We start from the raw sequence: 15,607 nt of genomic DNA, 5'->3' as shown, positions 1-15,607 counted from the left end.
GCTTAGTTCTTCTTTAATTTGGTACGGGTAAAGATCTCCGTCAGTTTTTGCTTGGTATGCTGTGGAAAATCGCCCTTCATCATCCAGTCGTAATACTGAGGCTCCGCTTTCAGGATATCTGCAACAGATTTTCCTTTGTATTTTCCAAAATTGAATACTTCCACACCATTGTCCATAATAAACCGGCGTGCGAAATCCACAATAACTTCTTCTCCGATGGCTTTATTGATGGATTCCACGGAAGTTCCCAATTCCGGGTAACGGGCAATCTGGGCAACCAACACTTCATGGGTAGCAGAAGCATCTGCTTCGGCTGAGTGTGCATCTTCCAGTACTTTATCGCAATAAAACCGGTAGGCGGCAGCCAGGGTGCGTTGCTCCATTTTATGAAAGATGTTCTGTACATCCACCAGTTTGCGGCCCCGCATGTCAAAATCAACACCCACTCTTAAAAACTCTTCCACCAGCAACGGAACATCGAAGCGGTTCGAATTATAACCAGCAAGATCACAACCGTCCAACACTTGTTTTAATTCCTGGGCTACCTGGCCAAAGGTGGGCGCATCTTTTACCATTTCATCCGTAATACCGTGTATTTCAGAGTTGGCTTTCGGGATGGGCATCTCCGGATTGATTAATTTTCTTTTTACATTCCGCGTTCCATCGGGTAAGATTTTTACAATGGCAATTTCTACAATGCGGTCGGAACCCAGGTTCACTCCTGTAGTCTCCAGGTCAATAAAAGCAAGGGGCTTGGTAAGTTGTAACATGTATCCTTTTTAAAACTTTAAAGATAGGCATTTTCCACTGCAGCTGAATTTCTCTTCCTAAAATTTTCTACCAAAAAAGTGGGAAATCATAATTTTCGTATATATTTGCACCGCAATGAAAATTTTAGTACATATTCATCATCATTTTACAGACTTACCCGCGTAGGCCCGGTGATGCAATGTATCAACTTATAGAAAAAGGCTTACAAATTTTGTAAGCCTTTTTTATTTAAAAAACAAAAACCATGCAGGAAAAATTAAGAATTGCGGTTCAAAAGTCGGGCAGGCTCAGCGAAGACTCATTAAAGCTGTTAAAAGAGTGTGGCATTGGTGTGCCCAATGGCAACAACCAGCTAAAGATCAATGCGGAGAATTTTGATGCGGAGATCCTGTTCCTACGGGATGATGATATTCCGGAATATGTGCAGGACGGAGTGGCCGATATCGGGTTTGTAGGCGAGAACGTAGTCCTTGAAAAAAACAAGGCCACCGAAATCGTGGAACGGCTGGGATATGGCAAATGCCGTCTTTCTATTGCCCTGCCCAAAACCCGGAAAAAACTGGCTATAAAAGACCTTGATGGTATGAAGATTGCCACCAGCTACCCGTTTATCCTGAATAAATGGCTCAAGCAAAATAAGATCAAGGCCGATATTCATGTGATCAGCGGCTCTGTAGAAATTGCGCCGCGGATCGGTTTGGCGGATGCCATCTGTGACCTGGTAAGCTCCGGCAGTACCCTGTTCAGTAATGAACTGTACGAGTTTGAAACCATCCTGAAATCGGAGGCGGTCCTTATTTCCGGCAAAAAACTAAGCCCTGCCCGTAAGAAACTGCTGGAAAAACTATTGTTCAGGATCCGGTCAGTAAGAAAAGCAAAGTATAACAAATATGTAATGTTGAATGCGCCCAACAAGAGCATTGAAAAGATCTGCGCCTACCTGCCTGGCATTAACAGCCCGACCATTGTTCCGCTGGCCAAAAAAGACTGGAGCTCTATACACTCTGTGATCAGCGAGTCTGATTTCTGGAATGTAATCGAAAACCTGAAAGCAGCCGGCGCCGAAGGCATCCTGATCATTCCGATTGAAAAGATGATTGAATGAGGATGGCAATCGTGAAAAAATGAGTAGTATAAATAAAATGGTATATCTATTCATGACAGCTTCGCCGGTTTCACTTCTTATGATCTCATCTCTCGTATCTAACTTAAATAGCAAACAGTGAAATTTTATAAATATCCCACCCCCGATCTTTGGTCTGAGATCTGCGCCCGCCCGCTTCAGGACGACCGGAAACTCATTCCGGCAGTAACCGGTATCCTGGCTGCTGTTCAAAAAAACGGGGACGCAGCGCTGCGGGACTTTAGTAAAAAATTTGATGGCGTGTCGCTTACATCGATTGCGGTGACCGATGCCGAAATAAAAGAAGCCGCAAAATACATTACCCCGCAGTTAAAAGCCGCCTTAAAACAGGCCAAAAAGAACATTGAGGCCTTTCACCGGCCGCAAAAGGAAGCCTCCAAAAAAATCGTTCCCATGGAAGGCATTACCTGCTGGCGCGAAAGCCGCCCTATTGAAAAAGTAGGTCTATACATCCCGGGAGGATCCGCACCTTTATTTTCCACAGTGCTGATGCTGGGCTTGCCCGCCCGCCTTGCCGGCTGTAAGGAAGTGGTATTATGTACGCCCTGTAATAAAGCGCAACAGGTACACCCCGCCATTCTTTATGCAGCCTCATTATGTGGCATTCAGCAGATATTTAAAATTGGAGGTGCGCAGGCCATTGCTGCAATGGCTTATGGAACAGAAAGTATTCCCAGGGTTTTCAAAATATTCGGCCCGGGCAATCAATATGTAACCACAGCTAAACAGCTGGTGCAAAACCGCGTGGCCATTGATATGCCGGCCGGGCCTTCAGAAGTACTGGTTATTGCCGATAACACGGCCAATCCCGATTTTGTGGCGGCAGATCTGCTGGCACAGGCAGAGCATGGGCCCGACTCACAGGTGATCTGCATTACCACGCAGGCGGGTATGGTGAAAAAAATAGAAAAGGCCGTTACAGCGCAGCTGAAAGTCCTGCCCCGGAAAGACATTGCTGCCAAAGCACTGGAACATTCCCGGATCGTGGTGATAAAAAATCTTAAAGAGGCGGTTGCGTTATCTAATTTCTATGCGCCCGAACATTTGATCCTGGCCTGCAAGATCACCAATGATCTTTTAAAAGCTATTACAGCTGCAGGTTCTGTCTTCATCGGTAACCACTCTCCCGAAAGCGTTGGAGACTATGCCAGCGGCACCAATCACACACTACCCACGAACGGTTACGCGACAGCCTACAGCGGCGTTTCGCTCGACAGCTTTTATAAAAAGATCACCTTCCAGCAATTGACCGCAAAAGGCTTGAAAAATATTGCAGGCACTGTAACTACCATGGCCGAAGCCGAAGGGTTACAGGCGCATAGCAATGCCGTTAAGGTGCGTATCAGCAATCAGAAATAAGCAATTAGCTTTTAGCAGTCAGTTTTCAGAAACAAGAACAATATGGAATTTAATTTAGAATATTTAGTACGGGAAAACATTAAGAACCTTGCGCCCTATTCCACCGCGCGTCATGAGTTCAGCGGCGAAGCCAGCGTGATGTTAGATGCCAATGAAAATGCCATTGGTTCACCGGTAACGCTCAACATTAATGAACAGCGCGAACAACTTAACCGTTACCCGGACCCGGTACAAGCAAAGCTCAAGCAGCGCATTAGCACTATTAAAGGGATTCCGGTGGAGCACATTTTTACCGGAAATGGAAGTGATGAGGCCATCGATGTACTGATCCGTATTTTTTGCGAGCCGGGCTTTGACAATATTATTACCCTGCCTCCTACCTATGGCATGTATGGTGTGGCGGCCGCCATTAACAACATAAAAGTAAAAGAGGTACCGCTGAATGCCGATTTCCAGATGGATATACAGGCCATTGCTGATGCCGTCGACGAGCATACGAAGATCATTTTTATTTGTTCGCCAAACAACCCAAGCGGCAACAGTGTTACCCGTCAGGATATTGAAATGATCCTGAATAATTTTGACGGCATTGTGGTAGTGGACGAAGCCTATATCAATTATGCCAGGCAAAAAACCCTGTCACTTCAGCTGGCAGATCACCCCAACCTGGTGGTATTGCAAACCCTTTCAAAAGCATGGGGATTGGCAGCATTACGCCTTGGATTAGCATTTGCCGGCAAAGAAATCATCCAGCTAATGAATAATGTCAAATACCCGTACAATATTAATATTGCCACCCAGGAACTGGCCTTGCAGGGATTGCAAAATATCGACCAGGTAAATACCTGGATCCGCGATTGCATAGAACAGCGCAGCTGGCTGGAGGGCGAATTAAACCAACTTCCTTTCACACAAAAAGTGTATCCTTCGGATGCGAACTTTTTGCTGGTAAAAATGACCGGTGCAAACGAAATTTTTAAGTACCTGCAGCAAAAAGGCATCATCGTGCGCAACCGCAGCAACGTTCCCGGGTGTGCAGATTGCCTGCGCATTACGGTAGGCACCGAAAACGAAAACCGTATTTTAATTGATACATTAAAAGCATACACCTCCTGAAAATGAAAAAAGTATTGTTTATCGACAGGGATGGAACATTGATTTACGAAGCGCCCCCTACCTACCAACTGGATTCTATTGATAAAGTAACGTTTTATCCAGGGATGTTTACCTGGCTGGGTAAAATTGCAAAAGAGATGGACTATGAACTGGTGATTGTAACCAACCAGGACGGGCTGGGCACCGAAGCATTCCCCGAAGAGACCTTCTGGCCTACCCAGAACCTGGTTATGCGTAACCTGGAAGCAGACGGCATCCACTTCAGCGAAGTATTTATTGATCGTTCGTATCCTGAACAAAATGCGCCCACCCGCAAGCCGGCAACCGGAATGCTTACAAAATATATCAACAACCCAGGATACGATCTTGCAGGCTCTTATGTGATTGGTGACCGCATTACCGATATCCAGCTGGCGAAGAACCTGGGCTGCAAAGGCATCTGGCTGGTACAGGATGAAACCCTGGGAGCTGCGGAGATCTCAGATTCTGCAAAAGAGCTGGAATCCACCATTGCTTTAAAAACCACCAACTGGCAGGATATTTATGCATTGCTTCAGCTGCAATCGAGGGTGATAACACATGAGCGCAATACCAATGAAACAAAAATAAAGATCGATATCAACCTCGATGGAACGGGACAATGTTCCATTGATACGGGTCTTGGCTTTTTTGATCATATGCTGCACCAGCTGGGTCGCCACAGTGGCATGAACCTGGGCATTGTAACCAAGGGAGATCTCCATATTGATGAGCATCATACGATCGAAGACACGGCCATCGCTCTGGGAGAAGCATTAGGGTTGGCATTGGGAAATAAGGCAGGCATTGAGCGCTACGGTTTTTGTTTGCCCATGGATGATGCCCTGGTACAAGTGGCGCTGGACTTCGGGGGACGCCCCTGGCTGGTTTGGGATGCATCCTTCAAACGCGAAAAGATCGGCGAAATGCCCACCGAAATGTTTTACCACTTTTTCAAATCACTTAGTGATGCGGCAAAGATGAATTTGAACATTAAGGCCGAAGGCGAAAACGAGCATCATAAGATAGAAGCCATTTTCAAAGCATTGGCAAAGGCTATAAAAATGGCCATTAAAAGAACGCCGGGCAATGATCAGTTGCCCAGCACGAAAGGAATGTTGTAGAACCGTTTATCGTTTGAGGTTTGATGTTACACCTCAGACAAAAAACTTCAAACATCAACAAGAAAATGGACACAGTAATTATAAAATACAACGCCGGCAATATTCAATCCGTGCTTTTTGCGCTGGAGCGCATTGGGGTAACGGCTACCGTTACCGACGATCCGGAAGCGATCCGTTCAGCAGATAAGCTCATCTTCCCTGGTGTGGGGGAAGCCAGTACGGCGATGCATTATCTGAAAGAGCGGAAACTGGACCAACTGATCCGGGAAGCCCGCCAACCCTTGCTGGGTATTTGTTTGGGTATGCAGCTACTCTGCGCGCATAGCGAGGAAAACGACACAGCCTGTCTGGGCATTTTTGATGTAGCCGTTAAGAAATTTGTGAGCCCCGATCTGAAGATCCCGCAAATGGGCTGGAACCGTATTCACACCAAAGAAAACCCCTTGTTCAAAAATGTGCCGCAGGATTCCTGGTGCTATTTTGTACACAGTTATTATGCGGTGCTGAACCCGGCAACTATTGCTACCACCAGCTATGCAACGGAATTCAGCAGTGCCATATACCGCGATAATTTTTATGGGGTGCAATTCCACCCCGAAAAGAGCGCAGAAGCCGGAGAACAGATATTAAGAAACTTTTTAGCATTATAATGGAAATCATACCCGCAATAGATATTATAGAAGGTAAAGCCGTACGGCTAAGCAAAGGCGATTATACCCAGAAAAAAATATACAATGAAAACCCGCTGGAAGTAGCCCGGCAATTTGAAGATGCCGGCTTAACACGCCTGCACCTGGTAGACCTGGATGGGGCGAAGGCCGGCCGCGTTGCCAACTGGAAAGTATTAGAAAACATCGCCGGCAAAACCAACCTTGTCATTGATTTTAGCGGTGGAATCAGCAGTGAAAAAGATGTACAGATCACGTTTGATTCCGGAGCTGCTTATGCCGCTGTGGGCAGCATGGCAGTAAAAAAGCCGGTAGTTTTCCAGGATTGGCTGACGGCCTTTGGTGTCGAAAAATTTATCCTGGGGGCCGATGTTCTGGATGAAAAAATAATGATCAAAGGCTGGACCGAGGCAACAGAAATTAATATTTATAATTTTTTAAAACATTACCGCACAAAAGGTATACAGCAATTCTTTTGTACAGACATCAGCAAGGACGGACTCTTACAGGGAAGCGCTGATGAGCTTTATAAAAAAATACTGGATGCGATAAAAGACCTGAAGCTGATTGCCAGTGGCGGTGTGAGCAGCATACAGGACCTGGAAAGCCTGCAGGCCATCGGCTGCCATGGAGCCATTGTGGGAAAGGCGATTTATGAGAACCGGATCAGTTTGAAGGACTTAGCGATATTCAACCGTTAATACAAATTTCCGTTTGAGGTTTGACGTTTAAAGTTTGATGATATGGCAACAATAACCAATTTTGAAGATCTGGAAATATGGCAGACTGTTCGAAAATTATCTTTAAGAATATTTGAGCTAACCCAATCTGGTCCGTTTAGTACGGACTACAGGTTCCGTGATCAGATAAAGGCTGCGGCCAGATCGGTTATGGACAATATTGCAGAAGGCTTTGAAAGATCATCAAAACTTGAATTTATAAATTTCCTGAGTATCGCAAAAGGATCGGCTGGCGAGGTCCGCTCACAGCTGCATGCAGCTTTGGATCAAAAATATATAGAGGAACTCCTTCAAAATGAACTGATGGAACACTACAAAATTTTATCCTCAAAAATAGCCGCGTTTATTTCGTACTTAAATCAATCCGTAATTAAGGGACAGAAATTTGCCGGCCGATCGAAATAAACATCCAACATCAAACTTCAAACATTAAACGGAAATATGCTCGCAAAACGAATCATACCCTGCCTGGATATTAAAGACGGACGTACCGTAAAAGGTACCAACTTTGTACAGCTGAGGGATGCCGGTGATCCGGTAGAACTGGCCATGCGTTATTGTACGGAAGGCGCCGATGAACTGGTATTCCTGGATATCACCGCAACCGTTGATAAACGGAAGACGCTGTCGGAGCTGGTACGCCAAATTGCTACGCACATCAATATTCCCTTCACCGTAGGTGGCGGCATTAATACGGTAGAGGATGTATCCGTATTAATGGAACACGGTGCGGATAAAATTTCAGTCAACACATCAGCGGTACGAAACCCGCAGCTGGTAAGCGACCTGGCAAAAAACTTTGGCAGCCAGTGTGTGGTGGTAGCAATCGATATCAAACTGTTTGATGGCGTATGGAAAGTGGTTACCCATGGAGGCCGGAATGCTACAGACCTCGTAGCAACAGAATGGGCCAAAAAGGTAACGGATCTCGGGGCCGGAGAAATCCTGTTAACATCCATGGAAAACGATGGAACCAAAAGCGGATTCGCCATCGACATTACCCGGCAGATCAGCCAGGCGCTTTCAATACCCGTCATTGCCTCCGGTGGCGCCGGAACCATGCCTCATTTTAAGGAAGTATTTGAGGAAGGAGCTGCAGACGCAGCACTGGCCGCCAGTATTTTTCACTTCGGGGAAATAGAGATCGGCTCCTTAAAAAATTATTTAAACGAAAACAATATTCCAGTCCGGCAATAATTTGCAAACAGTTGAGACTTAAACCTGGAACTTTGAACCTGAAATCTGAACCTAAATTTTAAAAATGATCAATTTTTCTAAATACACGGACGGCCTCGCGCCGGTAATCATCCAGGACGCCACTACCCAGGAGGTACTGATGCTGGGATTTATGAATGCAGCGGCATTGGAAAAAACAAAAGCGGAAGGGAAAGTCACCTTTTTTTCCCGAAGCAAACAACGCCTGTGGACCAAGGGGGAAACTTCTAATAACTTTTTGCTCGTAAAAGAGATCCTGGCAGATTGCGACGAAGACACCCTGCTCATCAAGGCCGATCCGCAAGGGCCCACCTGTCATACCGGAACAACCAGTTGTTTTGGAACCGCCAATGATACCTTTTCGCTGCAGGCATTGGAAAAGGTGATCCGGGACCGGAAAAACAATCCTTCGGAAAAATCGTATACAGCCTCCTTATTTGCAAAAGGCATCAATAAGATCGCTCAGAAAGTGGGTGAAGAAGCGGTTGAAATTGTGATCGAGGCTAAGGACGATAATAAAGAGCTGTTCCTTGGTGAAGCCGCCGATCTGATGTTTCACTACCTCGTTCTGCTACAGGCAAAAGGATTCGAACTTAAGGATGTACTAGAAGTACTGGAAGCCAGGCATAAGAAATAAGGTGTGCGCATTCAGCATTCGGTATTCAGGGTTCCTCCATGGCCGGGGCTGTGCCGGAAGCTGCTGCCGCCAAAGAACTAAAGAGGCCTACCAATCCCTGTTCTTTACGGTCTGGCCCGTCATGGACGCCAGATCAAATAACGGGTGCTTCTTTATGAAAGACCAGCGTTCCTTGGGATGATCCTTTTCGGGAAAGAACTCATTTCCGCCAAAGATTTCCTGCTTTTTGCCGGTCATAAAATTGTAACTGGTGGTTGACATTTCCCCGCTTGCCCGGTGCATTGATGACACATCCAGTCCGATCAGTTCAAACCGGCCCTGCTGAAACCGGAAGGTATAATCCCAATCTGTAACCTCATAACTGCCACAGCTCAGCCAGTAATGGAACCCCATTTTTAGCACCCCTTTATTAATTCCAATGCTTCCATCAACAAAGGGGTCAGACAGGCAGGGGTTGATATCACTGTTTACAGATGGCAGAAATTGATCGGTACTCAAAACCTTCCGGTAGCCCTTCCCCTCCTTAAAATAGATCAGTAAACGACGCGGGTTCAGATCCAGTGTATCCTGCCCCAGTCCATCGTGGATCTTAAAATTAGCGGCGCTGGTATTCCGTATAACGAGTACCACGTCCGGTTGCTGATCCTTATTCAGATCACCGGTTATCAATGTATCAGACACCCAACCTTTGGGAATTTCCCGTTTAAAATAGTCAGCTATTTTAGAGGATTGCGCTGTGGTATATTGAAAGCAGCCCATGACCAGGAGGAACAAAAAAGCGTTCACAGGTTTCATATAAAACGTATCGGCATTTATTTGATAAATAGATTAATTTTAAGGTTTCTGTTTCAAAAATAAACGGGCAACGGGTTCTGAAAAAATAAACCTTAAAAAAAATTAAATTAATATTAACACCCAAAAACAGATCTATCTGCGGTTACTTTGCGAAGTTCAGTGTACCAATATTAAATTTGCGTATTGAATAAGCGATATCGATACCTGGTTATACTGGCCGTATCCTTGTTAATGCCATTTGCTTTTGAGACCACTGCACTTGCGCAAACAGCAGATACGGTACGCGTTCCCCCGATGCCTTCTATGCAGCAGATCATGAAGGACTGGGGGCCAAGGGATTCTACAAAAGTAGCGGCAATATGGTACGGACCCGATTATGAGTCCTTTAAAATGATGCCCTATACGGAAGAAGCAAATATCTGGATATCCAAACTTCCGCCGGCCAAACTGGAGAAGGTCAAACAGGAATGGAACCGCCTGCGAAATGCCGTGTACGTATGCTATCCCTATGCCCGCGTTGCCGGTGCTACCATTAACCAGATCAGCCGTCAATTACAGGGAGTTACTGACAAAAAGGCCCGGAAAGCCATTATTAAGTCCAAAGAAAAAGAACTTAAAAAACAGTTTTCTGATCCCCTCTCCAACCTTTCTGTGTACCAGGGAAAGGTACTGATGAAGCTGATTTACCGCCAAACGGGATCCGATTGCTATGAAATCATCCGGGAATACAAGGGCGGCCTGAATGCACGCGTATACCAGACTGTGGCTTTTTTTTATGGGAGTGACCTGAAACAGGACTATGATATCCGGAAAGATCCTTTTGACCGGCAGATTGAGGATTTTGTACAGGAGATCAACACTACCTGGTATGGAAACCCGTACCGGCCGGGACAAACAACCACTTTTTAGCCGGTTTTCATCTGATTCAAAAAATACATATATTTGTTTAAAACCAATAATATGAAACTTGAAAAATCACTACTCCTGCTAATTGCCGCTGCTATTGCCGTTAACGTAGCACCTTCCTGTTCAAAAAATAAAGAAGATAAAAAGCTGGCTGCAGCAAAAGAGAAAGAAAAGAAAGATAAACTGCCCCTTTTTTCCTGTCCGGCATGTGGTATGGGATAATGCTTCGCTGACCAATGGCCGAAATCCATAGCACTATTGCCTGCAACCTGGATGCGGATATTTTATCAGCATGCCTGCCGCTGCTTGAATCCGGATCCGTGGACGCCATTGAATGGTCGTTCGATGCGCTGCATCAATGCAGAGAACTTCCCGGATGGTTCAAGGCGCTTCTCACTGCCTTTAGCCGGAATCATCGCCTGATTGGCCATGGTGTTTTTTTCTCGATCTTTTCAGGCAAGTGGCTGCCCGAACAGGAGCAATGGCTTCAAAGTCTGAGAAAATATGCGTCGGACTTCCATTTCGATCATATTACAGAACACTTTGGATTCATGACAGGAAAGGATTTTCACAATGGCGCCCCACTCAGCATCCCCTATACACCTGCCACATTAGCAATCGGCATCGATCGCCTGCAGCGCATACAGGAAGCCTGCCGCTGCCCGGTAGGGCTGGAAAACCTGGCATTCTCGTATTCGATTGATGATGTTAAACGACATGGCGCATTTTTAGAAAAACTGGTGGAACCGGTCAACGGTTTTATTATACTGGACTTGCACAATCTTTTTTGCCAGGTACATAATTTTAATGTCGATTTTGACACTTTAATCGCACTCTATCCGCTGGATCGTGTAAGAGAGATCCATATTTCCGGTGGCAGCTGGGAACCGTCCGTTGCCGTTCCTCCAACCATCATCCGGCGCGATACCCACGATGACCACGTACCAGATACCGTTTTTGATTTTTTACGCAAAACGATCCCACGCTGCCCCAATTTGAAATTTGTGGTGTTAGAGCAACTGGGAACCGGTCTCCGGAATGAAGCAAGCAAGATCGCCTTCCGGGATGATTTTCTGCAAATGCAGGCCATTGTAAAAGCAGCTTCTTTAAAGGCCGCTCCAATCAACACATTCCAGTCCCCATCCTTCCGGCCAAACACTACGCCTGTAGAAGATAGCCTGTTACACCAGCAACAAACCACGCTATCCCTTATTCTTGAGCAGGCAGGTTCGGAAGCCGAAGCCCGTAGCCAGCTGGAATCCTCCATACTGGCACATTCCGACTGGCAGATCGAACACTGGAATGCAGCGATGCTGGAAACCGCGGTTCACCTTGCCCAAAAATGGAAAAACGGCTTTATCCCCGATCCATAAACACCCACATTTCGAGGTTCATTTTCCCATTTTGAACCGTTATCAAAAAACAGCATTATTCCAGTCGCTTCGCCCGATTTTTAATAGTTATAAAATATCTGTAATACTAACTGACATTCAACCAAAATGACGTCTTTATCCCTATTTTTGTCATCATTGAAAAAAAGACGCGTTTTAACATGAATTTCAGAAAAGTAAACAACCTAACCGGATGGGTAGTTTTTGCCATTGCTACCCTTACCTATTCACTAACCAGGGAAGCCCGCGGGTCACTTTGGGATTGTGGTGAATTTGTTGCTACGGCCTACAAATTACAGATGGCTCACCCTCCGGGCGCACCGATGTTTAGCTTGCTGGGACGGATATTTATCCTGCTTTTTGGAGACAAACCCCAAACTGCCGCCAATGCTGTAAACTTTATGAGCGCATTGGTAAGTGCTGCTACCATCCTGTTTCTCTTCTGGACCATTACGCACTTTGCACGGAAAATGTTTGTAAAATCCGGTGAAATACTCAGCGGTCAGCAGGTCTTCACCGTAATGGCCGCAGGCGCCGTTGGGGCATTGGCTTATACTTTTACAGATTCATTCTGGTATAGCGCCGTTGAAGGCGAAGTATATGCATTGTCATCCTTTTTTACCGGTTTTGTATTTTGGGCCATGCTTAAATGGGAGCATGCCGACGAACTTGCCGGCACTGACGAAAACGCCCGGGCACGCAGCGACCGCTGGATCGTATTCCTGTTTTTCATGATGGGCCTGTCCATTGGTGTGCACTTGCTCAACCTGTTGACCATCCCTGCCATCGTGATGATCTACTATTACCGCCGGTACACCCCTTCAGTGAAAGGTTCCATTGCGGCATTCTTTATTGGATGTGCCATTACAGGAATTGTACAGGTAGCCATTATCCAGTATAGCATGAAAGCCGCAGGGTTGTTTGACATCATGTTCGTAAACAGCTTTAAAATGCCGTTCTTCTCCGGCTTTACTGCATACTTTATTTTGATAGCCCTGCTGGTAGCTATTGGCCTGCGGTTTAAACCAACGGTATCAAAAACAACGATCATTCTCTGGACGGCCGTATTCTTCCTGCTCACATTCCTGCCGTTTGCTTTTGGAGGCACCCTGGCCGCTGTAAAGATCATTTTACTGCTGGTGGTTGGTGCAGTACTTGGCTATTTCATACGGCCTACGGCGCTTAAAATCATGAAACTCTTTTTATGGTGTTTCGCCTTTATGATGCTGGGCTATTTCATGTACTTTACCAATATCATCCGCAGTAATGCCAACCCGGCCATCGACATGAACAATGTTGATAATCCTATCAGCCTGGTTTACTACCTTAGCCGGGAACAATATGGAACACAGCCCCTGCTTTATGGTGCACACTATGCTGCACAGATTCCGGAAGATATCAATCAGGAAAATCCCTATGTCTTAGGAGAACAAACATATGTCAAAGGCGACAACAGGTATGTTCCCATTGGCCGCAAAAAAGAATACAACTATAGCAGCAGCGTAAAGCAATTATTTGTACGGGTATGGGATTCGAGTAATGAACAGGGACACCAGGACTTTTATGCCGATTGGCTGGGCCTGGCCAAACCTGATCCCAATACCGGGCAGGGATCTTATGGCGCGCCGAGCTACGCAGATAATATCAACTGGTTTATGAGTTACCAGACCAGCTTTATGTACATGCGCTATTTCATGTGGAATTTTGCGGGTAAACAAAACGACCTGCAGGGTTATGGTAATAAAAGAGATGGTAACTGGATCTCCGGTATATCATTGATGGATAATGCACGCCTGGGCGACCAGAGCCAGCTGCCGGAAAGCCTGAAGCAAAATAAAGCACATAACGTTTTCTATATGTTACCCTTTGTATTGGGTATCATCGGGTTTGTATACCAATTCCTGAAAAACCGGAAAGACTGGGTCATTACATTCCTGCTGTTCTTCTTTACCGGTATGGCCATCGTGCTATATCTTAACCAACCGGGGAACCAGCCGCGGGAACGGGATTATGCTTATGTGGGATCCTTCTATGCATTTGCCGTGTGGATCGGTTTAGCGGTTGTAGCACTGCTGCGTTCTGCGCTGGAAAAAGAAGACAAAGAGTCTTTCCAGAAACTTTTGGTATACGGTGCTTCCGGTACTTTCCTCATCACCGCGCTCAGCAGTATGTCCAGTACTTTTAGTGCCATCATTATTGCCAGCCTGGTGGCCGCAGTTATTTATGCCGCCGTATTGTACATCGTAACGTTTGCCGCGCGGGCCCTGTCGTCAGGCGGCTCCAATATCCGGGCAGCTAATGTGCTCATTGCCCTGCTCTGTTTAGCCGTTCCGGGGCTGATGGCCCAACAGGAATGGAACGACCACGACCGGAGTGAGAAAACCATGGCTCCTGATCTGGCAAAAGACTACCTGGAAAGCTGTGCGCCCAATGCGATCCTGTTTACCTTCGGCGACAACGATACCTATCCGCTCTGGTATGCCCAGGAAGTGGAAAATGTACGGACCGATATCCGTATCATCAACACCAGCCTGCTGGGCATTGACTGGTATATCAACCAGCTGCGTTACAAGATAAACGATGCAGATTCAGTGGATGTGATCCTTAGTCCAGAACAAATCGAAGGTCATAACCGCGAATACCTTCCGTTCAGACAACCACAGCCAGGGCAAAACATTGATGCAAATAATTTTTACCCGTTATACGACGTTATCAAAACATTTATCGGTGCCCGTACGGAAGACCCGGAAACCGGGCGCGACGTAGGATCCGCTGCCCTGCCTTTCCGCAAGTTCTTTGTACCGGTGAATAAAGACATCGTTCGTAAGAACGGAACCGCCAATCCAACAGACAGCGTTCCCGATCAGTGGGCATTTGAGATCCCCACATCCAAAGGCGGTATCCCCCGCAACGACCTGATGGTACTCAGCATCATTGCCTCCAACCAATGGAAACGTCCGGTTTACTTTACCGCCCCTTACGGAGAACTGGGCTTTGGGCAGAACCTGAGAAAAGACGGGCTTACTTACCGGCTGGTGCCCTTCAATGTAAAAGCTCCGCAAGCCAACTGGATCGTGGATCAGGCCTATCGCCAGATGCGCGCCGGAGGTACATCCATCCGCGACAACAATGAAGACGTAATGGCGAAAAACCTGCTGACCAAATTTGAATTTGGCGGAGCCAATAAAAAAGGCGTTTACTTTGATGAAGTAAACCGTCAGTACCTGCTCAATATCCGGAGCATCTTTGCAGAAGCAGCCGGCAACCTTGCAGATGCAGGTAAAAAAGAAGAAGCCGTTAAACTGCTGAATAAAGCAGAAGCCGGGCTGCTTCCCGAAAACCTGCCCTATGCAATGACCAGCCGCTATAACCAGCACAATCAAACCGGCCTCATGTATGCTGAAGCCTACTATAAAGCCGGCAAGCTGGATATGGCACGTAAAGTGATTGCAGCGGTTAAAAAGGATCTTGCTGATCAGCGGAAATACTATAACTATCTGAAGGCTGAAAAACCGGAATACTTCCAGGGCCTGGCCAATATTGAAGATCCGCTCAACGAAATCACCGAAGCGGCAGCGGATGCCATCGAATCGCATTACGATCCCTTAAAAAAAGGTGAAAAAACGCCGGTTCAGGAACTGATTCCCCAGGAAAACGCGCCCGCAAAAGCTGCGGACAGCGGAGCGAAAAGCAAAACGCCGGATACCTCAAAAAAATAAGTAA

The 15,607-nt window shown here is 46.4% G+C and carries 15 protein-coding genes; 13 read left to right on the top strand and 2 right to left on the bottom strand.

Going from position 1 to position 15,607, the window contains the following annotated elements; genetic code table 11:
* Nucleotides 1-2: 2 nt before the first annotated feature.
* A complete protein-coding gene (locus Q1V85_RS24410; RefSeq protein ID WP_300604581.1) occupies nucleotides 3-770 on the bottom strand; it encodes a 3'-5' exonuclease in 768 nt (255 codons plus the stop codon).
* A gap of 245 nt (nucleotides 771-1,015) precedes the next feature.
* Between Q1V85_RS24410 and hisG the strand changes: the two genes are divergently transcribed.
* The 9 genes from hisG to hisIE all read left to right on the top strand — a co-directional run bounded on the left by hisG (nucleotide 1,016) and on the right by hisIE (nucleotide 8,792).
* A complete protein-coding gene (gene hisG / locus Q1V85_RS24405; RefSeq protein WP_300604578.1) occupies nucleotides 1,016-1,876 on the top strand; it encodes an ATP phosphoribosyltransferase in 861 nt (286 codons plus the stop codon).
* Between the two features lie 117 nt (nucleotides 1,877-1,993).
* Nucleotides 1,994-3,274 carry a histidinol dehydrogenase gene (gene hisD / locus Q1V85_RS24400; protein WP_300604575.1) on the top strand — a complete coding sequence of 427 codons (1,281 nt, stop codon included), beginning with the start codon at nucleotides 1,994-1,996 and terminating at the stop codon, nucleotides 3,272-3,274.
* A gap of 42 nt (nucleotides 3,275-3,316) precedes the next feature.
* Complete coding sequence (hisC, locus tag Q1V85_RS24395) at nucleotides 3,317-4,390, top strand: histidinol-phosphate transaminase (RefSeq protein ID WP_300604572.1); 1,074 nt, start codon at nucleotides 3,317-3,319, stop codon at nucleotides 4,388-4,390.
* Between the two features lie 2 nt (nucleotides 4,391-4,392).
* Nucleotides 4,393-5,532 carry a bifunctional histidinol-phosphatase/imidazoleglycerol-phosphate dehydratase HisB gene (gene hisB / locus Q1V85_RS24390; protein ID WP_300604570.1) on the top strand — a complete coding sequence of 380 codons (1,140 nt, stop codon included), beginning with the start codon at nucleotides 4,393-4,395 and terminating at the stop codon, nucleotides 5,530-5,532.
* Between the two features lie 65 nt (nucleotides 5,533-5,597).
* Nucleotides 5,598-6,182 carry an imidazole glycerol phosphate synthase subunit HisH gene (gene hisH / locus Q1V85_RS24385; RefSeq protein ID WP_300604567.1) on the top strand — a complete coding sequence of 195 codons (585 nt, stop codon included), beginning with the start codon at nucleotides 5,598-5,600 and terminating at the stop codon, nucleotides 6,180-6,182.
* Nucleotides 6,182-6,901 carry a 1-(5-phosphoribosyl)-5-[(5-phosphoribosylamino)methylideneamino]imidazole-4-carboxamide isomerase gene (hisA, locus tag Q1V85_RS24380; RefSeq protein WP_300604565.1) on the top strand — a complete coding sequence of 240 codons (720 nt, stop codon included), beginning with the start codon at nucleotides 6,182-6,184 and terminating at the stop codon, nucleotides 6,899-6,901. Before hisH ends, hisA begins: the two co-directional genes overlap by 1 nt.
* Before the next feature lie 42 nt (nucleotides 6,902-6,943).
* Nucleotides 6,944-7,345, top strand: a complete 402-nt coding sequence (locus Q1V85_RS24375) for a four helix bundle protein (protein WP_300604562.1) — start codon at nucleotides 6,944-6,946, stop codon at nucleotides 7,343-7,345.
* 36 nt (nucleotides 7,346-7,381) lie between these two features.
* Nucleotides 7,382-8,137, top strand: coding sequence for an imidazole glycerol phosphate synthase subunit HisF (gene hisF / locus Q1V85_RS24370; RefSeq protein WP_300604559.1), 756 nt, complete (start codon nucleotides 7,382-7,384; stop codon nucleotides 8,135-8,137).
* A gap of 64 nt (nucleotides 8,138-8,201) precedes the next feature.
* Entirely contained in the window at nucleotides 8,202-8,792 is a 591-nt protein-coding gene (hisIE, locus tag Q1V85_RS24365) for a bifunctional phosphoribosyl-AMP cyclohydrolase/phosphoribosyl-ATP diphosphatase HisIE (RefSeq protein ID WP_300604556.1), read from the top strand.
* An 87-nt stretch (nucleotides 8,793-8,879) separates the two neighbouring features.
* Here the strand turns inward: hisIE and Q1V85_RS24360 are convergent, their stop codons facing one another.
* Nucleotides 8,880-9,587 carry a hypothetical protein gene (locus Q1V85_RS24360; protein WP_300604553.1) on the bottom strand — a complete coding sequence of 236 codons (708 nt, stop codon included), beginning with the start codon at nucleotides 9,585-9,587 and terminating at the stop codon, nucleotides 8,880-8,882.
* A gap of 183 nt (nucleotides 9,588-9,770) precedes the next feature.
* Here Q1V85_RS24360 and Q1V85_RS24355 point away from each other — a divergent pair, with 183 nt between their 5' ends.
* The 4 genes from Q1V85_RS24355 to Q1V85_RS24340 all read left to right on the top strand — a co-directional run bounded on the left by Q1V85_RS24355 (nucleotide 9,771) and on the right by Q1V85_RS24340 (nucleotide 15,603).
* Entirely contained in the window at nucleotides 9,771-10,496 is a 726-nt protein-coding gene (locus Q1V85_RS24355) for a DUF4294 domain-containing protein (protein WP_300604550.1), read from the top strand.
* Between the two features lie 51 nt (nucleotides 10,497-10,547).
* Nucleotides 10,548-10,715 carry a hypothetical protein gene (locus Q1V85_RS24350; RefSeq protein WP_300604548.1) on the top strand — a complete coding sequence of 56 codons (168 nt, stop codon included), beginning with the start codon at nucleotides 10,548-10,550 and terminating at the stop codon, nucleotides 10,713-10,715.
* Nucleotides 10,716-10,729: 14 nt separating this feature from the next.
* Complete coding sequence (locus tag Q1V85_RS24345; RefSeq protein ID WP_300604545.1) at nucleotides 10,730-11,866, top strand: DUF692 family multinuclear iron-containing protein; 1,137 nt, start codon at nucleotides 10,730-10,732, stop codon at nucleotides 11,864-11,866.
* 179 nt (nucleotides 11,867-12,045) lie between these two features.
* Nucleotides 12,046-15,603, top strand: coding sequence for a DUF2723 domain-containing protein (locus Q1V85_RS24340; RefSeq protein WP_300604543.1), 3,558 nt, complete (start codon nucleotides 12,046-12,048; stop codon nucleotides 15,601-15,603).
* Nucleotides 15,604-15,607: the final 4 nt, after the last annotated feature.

The organism is Niabella sp. (genome assembly GCF_030150205.1).
Classification (GTDB): Bacteria; Bacteroidota; Bacteroidia; order Chitinophagales; family Chitinophagaceae; genus Niabella.
Note: the sequence above shows the minus strand (reverse complement) of the source record. Positions and strands in the feature narration are given on the sequence as shown.